The following is a 10,757-nucleotide window of genomic DNA, read 5'->3' as shown; positions in this document are numbered from 1 at the left end:
TGCCGTTGGCGCCCTTGCCCCACAGGAAGGGCAGCACCTGCGCGCCGACGTCCCCGGTGATGGAGTAGCCCAGTAGCAGGTGCAGGAAGTCGATCTCTCTGGCTCGGGAGCGGCCGTGGCTGCCCAGGAAGGCCTCCAGCTCCGGGGATGCCGAGCCGGTCGATGGCGTACGCAACCGTCGGCACGGCGTCACTGGCGAGCTGGGGCGTGGCCGTTCCCGGGACCGGGCCGCACCTGTGGGTCTTCGCCATCACGGTCTGAGACCGTCCCGCCGCTGGCTCCCCGGCTGCGGTCCGGCCCAACGGCGGGACAGGGGCTGCCATATGTGGGTCTTCGGGTTTGAGCGGTGCGAAGGTGCCCGTGGGCTCAGATCCCGCTCGGGATGAAAGCACCACCCTCGGCGGCGGCCTTCCTCGCAGCGGCGGCGCGGTTGACGACGGCGTCACGGTAGTGCTCCGCCTTCTTCCCGGTGCCGTTGTACCTCTTGATGGCCTCGGGCCAGCTCATCCCGGCCCGATGCTTTTCGAAGAGCCAGAACACGGCCAGGTGGATCCAGAATGCGTAGTCCTCGTTGCGTGGCGTGCCGCCGGCTGCGGTGAAGAAGGCTTTGATTACGCCGTTGAAACCGACGGAGCCTGCTGGCTTGTACCCCCAGATGAACGCTTCCCAGTTCTGCTGGGACTCCCCCTGCAAGGTCACGAGCCGAGCGTCTTCAGCTGCTGTCCTGGACGTCTTCTTGGTCAGTTGCTGCAGCTCACGTTGCGCGGCTGCCAAATCCGTCCGGAGGTCAGGGAGCGCGAACGCCACAATGTCGGGGTGCTCGGCCTCCAGGAAGGTGAGCAGAGCCAGACCCGAGGAATCGATGACCTGCGCCAGGTTGAAGCGGGTCGTCCTCGACGTCGGGTGAGCCGTGGGGGCTTCCATGTAGCGTCCCGCGGTTCCCAGCTGGCTTTCCTGGAAGAGCATCGACTTGAACAGGTTGGGGTCGAGTGCGTCCCCGCCCTTCAAGCCATGGGCTGCGTTCGCCGCGTCGACCTCGTCCTTGATGATTTTGTCGAAGCGGTTGAACATCGTCTCCTGGATGAGTCTGCGGTTGAGCAGCGCGCGTCGTTTCGCGAGAGCGTCCTTACGACGCTCGTGCTCCACTTCGAATTTCGCCGCAGCCGCAGGCGACTTGTGCTTGTCCTTCTCAGCCTCCCAAGCCGCGAGAGCCTCTTCTCCCTTGGCAACCGTGGCTACCTGCTCGGCCACGCCGCTGCTGTAGGGGTCAACCCCAGTGGCCGCGGTCCGAGTTGGCGTCAGGAACCGCTTGGGCACGTCGAAGGGTCCGGCAACGCCCGCCGCGGTGACCAGGGCCGTCTCTATGCGGTTGAACCACGTGGTCACCGTCACCACGGTTCCCTTGGTGAGCGCCACACCACCTGCCGAGAACGCCGCATTGAGCAGGAAGGTCCTGCCGACCATCTCGCTGGACGCGTCCTCCGGAACGATCGCCCTCTGGATCACCGGCCCGAGCTTCGGCACGGAAGCAATGGCATCACGACGGCCCGCAGCGGTGGATCCCTGGTAGCCGGGGCCCGCGACCGCTTCCGCGGCACGCTCGGCCGCCTGCTCGCCTGCGTCCCCCGGGATGCTCAGCTTCGGTTCCGCGACGGGAGAGGGGGTCTGCGCATCCTGCTGGACCACGTGTGCCAGCTCGTGCGCCAGCAACCGTCGGCCGCTGTGGGTCTCCGGCTGGTACCGGCCCGGGGCGAACACGATGTTCTCGCCGAACGTGTACGCCGCGGCGCCGAGCGTCGCGGCCGACCGCGACTCTTCACCCTGTGTGTGGACCCGCACCCTGCTGAAGTCGTACCGGAAGTGACCCTCGAAGCGCTGTCGTGTGTCTCTGTCGAGAGGCGCACCCGAGGGCCGCGGAAGCACCTGTGCGGCCCGTCGCTGCTTCTGCGCCGCGGAAGCGGTCCGGTGCGGGGCGAGCTCCGACGCGCTCCTGCTCATGCAACCTCCTCGTGAGGGGGTTATGCAGACCTCGTGGACGCGGGACTCCTGCCTACAGCGTGGCACCGAGCTGGCTCGGCGGCATCCTGTCGAGGAGCGCGCGCTCGGCAGGATGCGCGGGGGTATCGGAGAGCACTCTCTTCCGGTCCGTTCAGCCGGGGCTGCGGCGGAGCCGTACGACCAGCCCGGCGACGAGGGCGGCGAGCCCGAGGGTGGCATTGCATTTGTCACGCTTGTCGCCGGGGTCCCTGCCCTTGGTGCCGTTGGCTCCGCCGCGCGGGCAGGGTGTGTGCGGACCGGGTTGCAGGGAGGGCGGCGCGGCGGCGCTTGGGCTTTGGGGAATCCGGCATCAGGGGGTGAGGTGTGCGGACTTGAGTGCCGTGATGAAGGGGGTGTTGATCAGAAGGAGGGGGCCCTGGGGGTTCTTCGAGTCGCGGACGGGAACGAGGCCGGGGATGTGGTCGGCCGGGTACAGACCGGCAGGGTCGATGTCGGATGCGATCGCGGCCCAGAGCGCATCCGACAGCACGGGAGCGTAGATGGGAGTCTGTGCGGGCTCGGAGTGCGCCGTCCAGCTGCGCGGCCCGTCGGGTTCGCTAGCGTGGAATTGCTTCACGGGAGGAAAAGCGTCGTGATCAAGCTCCGGGAACACCAAGTGGAAGCGAAACGCCGGGTTATCAAGGCGGCCGGATTTTCTGCGCGCAACGACGTTCCGGCCCGTGGGCGTCGGGCAACGGTCGTCATGGCCACCGGATCAGGAAAGACGTACACCGCCGCCGTCTCCATGCTCGATCTGCACCGGCACGGGCGGGTTCTGGTGATGCTTCCGACGCTCGATCTCCTCGTGCAGACCGCCGAGGCGTGGCGCACGGTCGGCCACAACAGCCCGATGGTCGCGGTGTGCTCGATCGAGAAGGACGAGGTCCTCGAGGCCCTGGGCGTGCGGACGACGACGAATCCGATCCAGCTGGCGCTGTGGGCCGGTTCGGGGCCGGTGATCGTGCTGGCGACCTACGCATCCCTGGTGGACCGGAACGACCCGAACGATCCGTCCGGGGAGCGAAAGGTCCGCGGCCCGCTGGAGACCGCGCTGGCCGGCGGGGACGCAATGTATGGGCAGAGGCTGGCGCCGTTCGACGCCGCGGTGATCGACGAGGCGCACGGCACTGCCGGTGACCTGGGGAAGCCGTGGGCGGCGATCCACGACCAGAACCGGATCCACGCCGACTTCCGCCTCTACCTGACTGCGACACCGCGGATCCTTGCGCCTGCGCGGCCGGTGCGCGGGCACGATGGCGAGGAGCTTGCGCTGGCGACGATGGCCAGTGATCCGGACGGTATCTACGGCGAGCGGATTTGTGAGCTCGGTCTGGCGGAGGCGGTGGAGCGGGGCGTCCTGGCTCCGTTCGAAATTGACGTGCTGGAGATCGAGGACCCGGACTATTACGTCGGGCTGTCCGAGGACGCGATGCGCGGCCGCCGTCTGGGGCTGTTGCAGGCAGCCCTCCTCGAGCACGCCGCGAAGCTCAACCTTCGTACGGTGCTCACCTTCCACCAGCAGGTCGAAGAAGCCAGGGCATTCGCCGAGAACCTACCGCAGACGGCAGCGGACCTGTACAACACGGAGGTGTCCGAGCACGCGCTCGCCGAAGCCGACGCCCGCCCCTACTCCCCCATCCGGGCCGAAGCCGACGAGCTCGCGGCGGCCGGGGTGCGGCATGTGCCGCCGGACCGGGTCTGGGCCGAGTGGCTGTGCGGCGACCATCCCCTCACCCACCGGCGCCCCGTACTGCAGCAGTTCGCGAACGGGATCGACGCCGAGGGAAAGCGTGTCCATCGGGCGTTCCTCGCGTCCGTTCGCATTCTCGGCGAGGGCGTCGACATCGTCGGCGAACGCGGCGTGGAGGCAGTCTGCATCGTCGGTGCCCGCGGGTCGATGGTGCAGATCGTGCAGAACATCGGCCGCGCCCTGCGGCCGAACCCCGACGGGCGCGCCAAGACGGCGCGCATCATCGTGCCCATCTTCCTCGCCCCCGGCGAGAAGCCCACCGACATGGTCGCCTCCGCCAGCTTCCAGCCCCTGATCGATGTACTCCAAGGTCTGCGCTCACACGCGGCGAACATTGTGGAGCAGCTCGCCTCCCAGGCTCTGACCCGCGACCACACCCGGCCGCAGAAGCACCACCTCATCAGTGGCGGCGGCGAGAACGACGAGGAGACCGAGGCCGCGCAGGCGGAGCCGAGCGTCATCCTGAACTTCGCCTCCCCCCGCGACCCGTCCACCATCGCCGCTTTCGTCCGCACCCGCGTCATCCGCCCGGACAGCACCATCTGGCTCGAGGGCTGGCGAACCCTGCAGCGCTGGCGCGCCGAGCACGCGATCACCGGCCGCTACGCCGTCCCGTACGACACGACCGTTGACCTCGGGCACGCCAGCGAACCCGAGGGCGAGGCCGAAGGTGCCCGCCTCTACCCTCTCGGCCGGTGGGCCCATGAACAGCGCCGCGCCCACCGGCAGGGCACCCTGGACGAGCACCGGCGTGAACTCCTCGAGGCCGAAGGCATGGTGTGGGAACCCGGGGACGAAGCATGGGAAGCAAAGGTCGCCCTCTTCCGCTCCTACCACCGCGCCTACGGGCATCTCGCCCCGAAGCGCGACGCAATGTGGGAGGACGAGGCCGGCACCCTGCAGCCCATCGGGCAGCACCTCGTCAACCTCCGCCGCCCCGGCGGCCTCGGCAAGAACACCGCCCGCGCCGAACAACGCGCCCAGCAGCTGACCGCCATCGATGAGGACTGGAACTGCCGCTGGCCGCTGGACTGGCAACGCCACTACGCCGTCCTGCGCGACCTCGCCGCCGACGAACCCGACGGACACCTGCCCGACATCCGGCCCGGAGTCACGATGGAAGGCGAGGACATCGGCCGGTGGATCCAACGACAGCAGCTCGACTGGCGCCTGCTCGACGCCGAACAGCAGCAGCGCCTCACCCCACTCGGCATCCGCCCCACCGAACGCCCCAGGCCCTCCCCGAAAGCCTCCGCCGCCGGCACCGGAGCACTGCCCGCAGCGTTCCAGCGAGGGATCACGGCCCTCGCCCAGTACATCGCACGCGAAGGCACCTACACCGTGCCGCGCCGGCACACAGAACCGATCGCCCTCGACGGCCAGGACGAACCCGCACTCGTGAAGCTGGGCATCTGGGTCACGAACACCAAGTCCAGACGCGGCAAGCTGAACGATGCTCAGCGGGCCGCGCTCGCGGAACTGGGGGTCGAATGGGCATGAGCACCAAGGCCGCCTGATGCCGAGGGGGTCAAGAGGCGCTCGAGCCGTCCGGACTCGCATCACGCCTCCCACTGCGGCGCGAGTTTGGTGACAAGCTCGCCAAGTTGTCCCGTGCCGGCCCGCAGAAGCCGTTGTGAGCCATAGCGGCGCTGCCTGACCAAGGCGTTCACACCTCGACAACGTAGTGGTCCACCAGCACGTCACCGCCTGCGTGAAGACGTGGTCAGGCGGGCTGCCACAGCTCGACCCGATTGCCTTCGGGATCGGTGACCCAGCCGAATCGGCCGACACCCTCCATGTCCTGCGTTTCTTCGGCTACGTCCGCTCGCTTGGCGCGCAGTTGCGCGAGCATCGCATCCAGGTCGCGGACCCGGAAGTTGAGCATGGATTGCTGTGCGCGGGACCCGAAGTAGTCGGTCTCGGCGGTGTGGAACCGAGCCGGGCCGCCACGTCTTTGTTCGAGTCACCCTCGGCACAGGCCAGGACGATCCGGCACCGCAACGCCCACGCCTGCGGCGTAGAACGACGCCGCACCCACCCCTCCAGTGCAGCCCGTTCCTCATCCGACAGTCTTAACTCGGCCTTCGGCCGCCCCGTCCGCGCCATGGACCAATACACATCTGAACAGAATTCATGACTCGGAAGAGTAGGGCGTGTTTCGAAAGTAGTGCCGGGCACCCGAAGGGCGTTGCGCGCCATGCGGGACTTGCGAAACATGCCCGCTTCGACCGAGCCCGCCACGACGGTGCGCGACGCAGGATGACGGGTGACCCGAGCGACGCGCGGTGATAGATCGCAGCTGTCTGACATGTGTTGGTGATGGGCCATGGTAGGGGTGGCACATGGAGCGTTCCGGTGTACTGCGTGATGGGCCGTCGCATTCGGTGACCTTCCGCGCCCGGCGGCCAGCCGCCGCAGCCAGGCTGCTGGATCACCAGCCTGGACGTCCGCCGGACAACGACGTCCAGGACATCATGAAGACCTCGTTCGGCCATGACTTCAGCCACGTGAGGGTGCACACCGGTCCCGACGCTGCGGCGTCGGCACGCGCAGTTCAGGCCCGGGCATACACGTACGGTAGCCATGTCGCCTTCGGCTCGGGCCGACACGGCCCCGGCGCCCGGCCCGAGCCCGGGCCGGTCTCCGCTCCTCCCCACCCCGGACCCGGGCCCATGCCGGGCACGGACTCCGGCCCCGCTTCCGGGAGCGCACGCCCGCTCGCCGCCGAGGTCGCGCACACCCTGGCGGCCGGCAGCGGCGGCGGGCAGCCGCTGGATCCCGGCACCCGGGCCCTGATGGAACCGGCCTTCGGCGCCGACTTCGCGCACGTGCGCGTGCACACCGGGCCGGCCGCCCAGGCCGCCGCCCGGGAAGCGCACGCGGACGCCTTCACCGCGGGCTCGCACCTCTTCTTCGCCGCGGGCCGGCACCGGCCCGGCACCCCCGAGGGGCAGCGGCTGCTCGCCCACGAACTGGCGCACGTCGTCCAGTGCTGCTCGGACCGGCCCGCACCCGGACCGGTGGCCCCCGGTCCCGGTAGCGTGCTCGGGCCCGCCGGCGACGCCCACGAGCAGGCTGCTGACCGGGCCGCCGACGCCCTGATGCTCGGCACCCCGGTCGACGTCCGCCCCTCCGCCGCCCCGGAGGTAGTCCGCTGCCAGCCGGCCGGCTCCGCGCAGCCGGCCGACGCCGGCCCGGCGCCCCTCCGCCCGGCCGACGCCGAGGGCCCGGCGCCCACCGGCGACCCCGTACGGGACGTCCGGGCCGCGCTCGCCGAGCCGGACCCGGTCGCCGGGGTCGGCAAGTACTCCAAGGCGTTCGCGCTTCTCAGCGGGCTCACCATGCCCGCACTGCTGCGCACCCTCGACGCCCTTCACTCGACGGGAGAACTCGGCCCGCTGGCCGCGCACCTGCAGAGCGCGGTACTGAGCGACCGGGCCCGGCTCGACACCGCGGTCAGCGCGGTCCGCGCCCTGCACGACTCGGTCGACCCGCTCGCCCGGATCACCGGCCTGTCCGCGCTCCCCGCCGACCAGCAGGCCGAGGTCATCAAATACGTCACCCGGGCCGGTGCGCAGAACGAGAGCGGGGTGCTCGCCCAGGCCGCCGGCTTCGCCCCCACCGGCACCGCCCCGACCGACGTCCTCCAGCAGATGGGCTCCGTCGCCCGCGAACTGGCCCGGCTGCAACCCGCCGCCGCCCGCTACGGATCCGTCACCGGCGCCATTTGGATCCTCTACGTACGCGCCGTCGTCGAGCACCGCATCCAGCGGCTGCGCTCCGGCAACAACCCACGGGAGACGGCTCGTTGGGGGGCCCAGGCCGCCGCGCAGCTCGACATCGTGGTCCGCGCCGGCGCCGGTGTCGAATACGTGACCGCGCAGCTCGACAAGGCCGCCGCGGAGACCTCCGACCACAAGGTGCCGGAGTACCTGGAAGGCCCGCTCACCCGGATGGCCGCCGCCTACCTGGCCGCAGCCCAGGCCAGTGACCGGGTGCGGGACGGGTACGAGATGCTGGCCTTGGCCGACCGGCGCGCGCGGGAACTTCACATCGAAATCATGCTCGCCATGACCGCGCACGCCCGGACCCTGCTCGCCGAGGCCCGCCAGCTGGCCCCCGACAACCTCAGCCTGGCCGTGGTGGCCGAGCCGGACTTCGCCCCGGAACTCGAACGGGCCCGGGGTCTCATCGCCACCGACCCGTCGGCCGCCGCGCTGGCCGTCAGCCAGCTGCAGGACCGGATCCAGGAGGTGCACGAGCAGGCGGTGGTCACCAACACCCGCGCCCAGTTCAGCGCGCTGACCGCCACCCTGCGCGAGTACCGGATGAGCTGCCTCAGCCACTACCGGGAGGGCGATGCGGCGGAACTCGCCGTCCTGAGCAGCGAGTTGGAGCCGCTCGCACGCCAATGGACCCGGCTCGAAGCGGCGTACGAGGTCCGGAACAAGACCGCCAAGGACGCAGGGTGGAAGGCCGTCCAGGCGGAGAGCGCACAGCTGACCGCCCTGCTCAAGCGGATCGATGCGAAGGTGACTGCGGTCGCCAAGGTCCTCGCCCGCGACGCCCTGGTGGCCCGGGTGGCCATCCTCGCCCTGATCGCCCTGCTCACCTTCGGGTTCGGGACGCTGCTCACGGGCTTCGCCTCGGCCGTGGAACTCTCCAGCGGGGCGGCGCTCCTGGTGGTGTCGGGCGGCGAGGCGCTGTTCTTCACGACGGCGAACATGATGGTCTTCGGCAGCGATCCGGATATGGGGTTCGGTACCCAACTGGTCCTCAACTGGCTGACGTTCGGGGCGGCGCGGGGTCTGTCCTGGATCTACCGCGGAGTGCTGGGACCGACCGCCCGGACCCTGCCGGGTACGGCCGGCGAGGTGCTCCTCACCCTCACGGCTCAGACCAAGCTGTCGCTGATCCTCGCCGACCAGAAGAAGCGCAGCGCCACCGGTCAGGGCCTCACGGAAGTCGAAGCGCGGAACATCGCCCTGGAAGGAGCCCTGGTCACCGTCGTCACCCTCATCGGGCTCCGGGTCGCGAAGCCGCTGCTGCCGGAGGTGGCGGCGGCGGGCGGTCGGATCGGCCAGCGGCTGCAGTCCGTCAACCGCCTGCGGGCGGGCCTGCTGGCCCGGGCCACCGACTTCCTCGGCCACCCGCCGGCACCGCCCGGTCCGGCGGGCCCGGCCGCGAAGCCGGGCGCGGCGGGCGGGCCCGCCGCGCCGGCCACCAAACCTGCCGCGCCGGACGCCAAGCCCGGCGCGGCGGCCCCCGAGCCGGCCGGCGCCCGGCCCCCCGTACCGGCGCCGCCCAAGGACGCGGACCAGGTGCTGGCCCTGCTGGCCGAGGACGTGACCGTCCTGAAGGCGGAGGGCGAGCTGCTCGCCGAGCTGGCGGCGCAGCCGGCCGGGACGCCGGACTCCCCGCAGACCGCGGCCGTCCAGCAGGCCCTGCAGGAGAACGCCACGGCCACCGCGAAGGCCGAGACCCTGCGGATCCAGGCGCTCCTCACCCCCGCCGGCCCCGCCGAAGCCTTCTGTCGCCAGGGCCACCTGGACGAGGTGGCCGCCCATCACCGGGCCAACCCGGACCTGACCGTCACGGAAGGCACTGACGCCGACGGTGCCCGCACCCTCACCCTCACACCGAAGGACCCCACCAAGGGGAACCCTTTCCTGATCACCGAACGCATCGCCCCGGGCCCCGCTGCCGCGCTCACCACCGCCCCGGAGCCGGTCGCCGCTCCGGCGGCCCCGTCGGCCGCCCCCGCCGAGACCCCGTACAAGTCCATCGGGGACCTGCTCACGGACGACGGCCAGGGCTTCCGGGACCCGCGGCTCGACCAGGCGTACCGGCGCTACGTCGAGAAGAAGACGCGCGCCAGCGAGCCGATCAAGGACCCGGTGGAGTGGGCCCGCAGCCAGACCAGCGGCGACTACCGGCCGCTGATCCTCAAGGAGGTGGGCCCCGACTTCTTCAAGACGGCCGGCGAGACCTTCGACATCCGCGGCAAGGCCCGCCCGCAGAGCTACGACTGGCAGCGCTACCTCGGCGACCTGGCGGCCGTCCGCCCGTACACGGCGAAGGTGCTGCGGCTGGCGGGCGTCGACCCGGCGACGGGCATCCCGGGCGGGCGGCTGACCGTGAGCGCCTTCAACCGCGCCAAGGGGGCCATCACCGAAACCCTCGCCCGCGGGCCGCAGGCGGACGTGCTCGCCCGGATCCGTGCCGAGCATCCGAACGCGCAGATCCTCAAGGACCTGCGGATCCGCCGGAACATCGGCGGCACACTGGGCGATCCCAAGCAGTTCACCGACAACGTCATCGGCTACTTCGAGGGGGAGAACCTGGTCCTGGCCGCCCGCTTCGAGGTCAAGAGCGGGCCGACCGGCGGCCAGGAGGCCACCGTGCAGTTCTTCGAGTGGGTGGAGCGCCGGCTGACCTCCGGCAGCGAGCTCATCGTCCCGGGCCGAGAGCCGGTGGTGTACAAACCGACCCGTGCCCAACTGGACGCCGGCCGGCCCTATGTGAAGGGCCTGGCCAGCTCGAAGACGTACATCATCACGCCGAAGGGCGCCGAACTCCTCGGCAGCGGCTCGGAACACCAGACCGTCACCACGCACCAGCGACTCGCCCTGGACGTGACGGCCCCGGAGATCGAGTACCTCACCCGCCTGGTCCTGGAGCCCTACGTCACCCCGACGGCACCACCCGCACCGGCCGGGAGCCCCTGAACCGGGAGGCCTCCGCCGCCGTCGTCGACCCCGTCATCACCGGGCCGTCGTCACCCGGACGACAAGCCCGCCGTCCGCTACGAAGCGACAGTGCTGGTCGCAGCCATCAACGAATGGCTGTGACCAGCACTTTCACAACAGACCCTTAGAGGTCGTTTTCATCTCTAATGCCCATCTATCGCTTGTTTTCTGATGTGCCGTGGTGTGGTGCTGAAGGGGCTGTTGGACTGATTGGTTCTTGT

4 protein-coding genes and 2 pseudogenes are annotated in these 10,757 nt (G+C 70.4%); 3 read left to right on the top strand and 3 right to left on the bottom strand.

What is annotated here, in order from left to right; all coding sequences use genetic code 11:
* Positions 1-366 precede the first annotated feature (366 nt).
* Positions 367-1,998, bottom strand: a complete 1,632-nt coding sequence (locus AC067Z_RS38035) for an eCIS core domain-containing protein (protein WP_478794223.1) — start codon at positions 1,996-1,998, stop codon at positions 367-369.
* 349 nt (positions 1,999-2,347) lie between these two features.
* Complete coding sequence (locus tag AC067Z_RS38030) at positions 2,348-2,614, bottom strand: DUF397 domain-containing protein (RefSeq protein WP_478794222.1); 267 nt, start codon at positions 2,612-2,614, stop codon at positions 2,348-2,350.
* A 15-nt stretch (positions 2,615-2,629) separates the two neighbouring features.
* Between AC067Z_RS38030 and AC067Z_RS38025 the strand changes: the two genes are divergently transcribed.
* A complete protein-coding gene (locus tag AC067Z_RS38025) occupies positions 2,630-5,287 on the top strand; it encodes a helicase associated domain-containing protein (RefSeq protein ID WP_478794221.1) in 2,658 nt (885 codons plus the stop codon).
* 223 nt (positions 5,288-5,510) lie between these two features.
* Here AC067Z_RS38025 and AC067Z_RS38020 read toward each other — a convergent pair.
* Positions 5,511-5,732: pseudogene (locus AC067Z_RS38020) on the bottom strand (VOC family protein); the annotation flags it as partial.
* A gap of 397 nt (positions 5,733-6,129) precedes the next feature.
* Here AC067Z_RS38020 and AC067Z_RS38015 point away from each other — a divergent pair.
* A pseudogene (locus AC067Z_RS38015) lies at positions 6,130-6,399 on the top strand (eCIS core domain-containing protein); the annotation flags it as partial.
* A 60-nt stretch (positions 6,400-6,459) separates the two neighbouring features.
* A complete protein-coding gene (locus AC067Z_RS38010) occupies positions 6,460-10,515 on the top strand; it encodes an eCIS core domain-containing protein (RefSeq protein WP_478794224.1) in 4,056 nt (1,351 codons plus the stop codon).
* Positions 10,516-10,757 lie beyond the last annotated feature (242 nt).

Source organism: Streptomyces sp. NPDC043812 (genome assembly GCF_056436245.1).
The sequence above is the reverse complement of the archived record's forward strand: the minus strand, read 5'-3'. Positions and strand labels throughout refer to the sequence as shown.

Excerpts from the sequence above, each read along its gene's own strand:
- AC067Z_RS38035 (WP_478794223.1), bottom strand. The coding sequence starts at position 1,998 with ATGAGCAGGAGCGCGTCGGAGCTCGCCCCGCACCGGACCGCTTCCGCG.
- AC067Z_RS38010 (WP_478794224.1), top strand. The coding sequence starts at position 6,460 with ATGCCGGGCACGGACTCCGGCCCCGCTTCCGGGAGCGCACGCCCGCTC.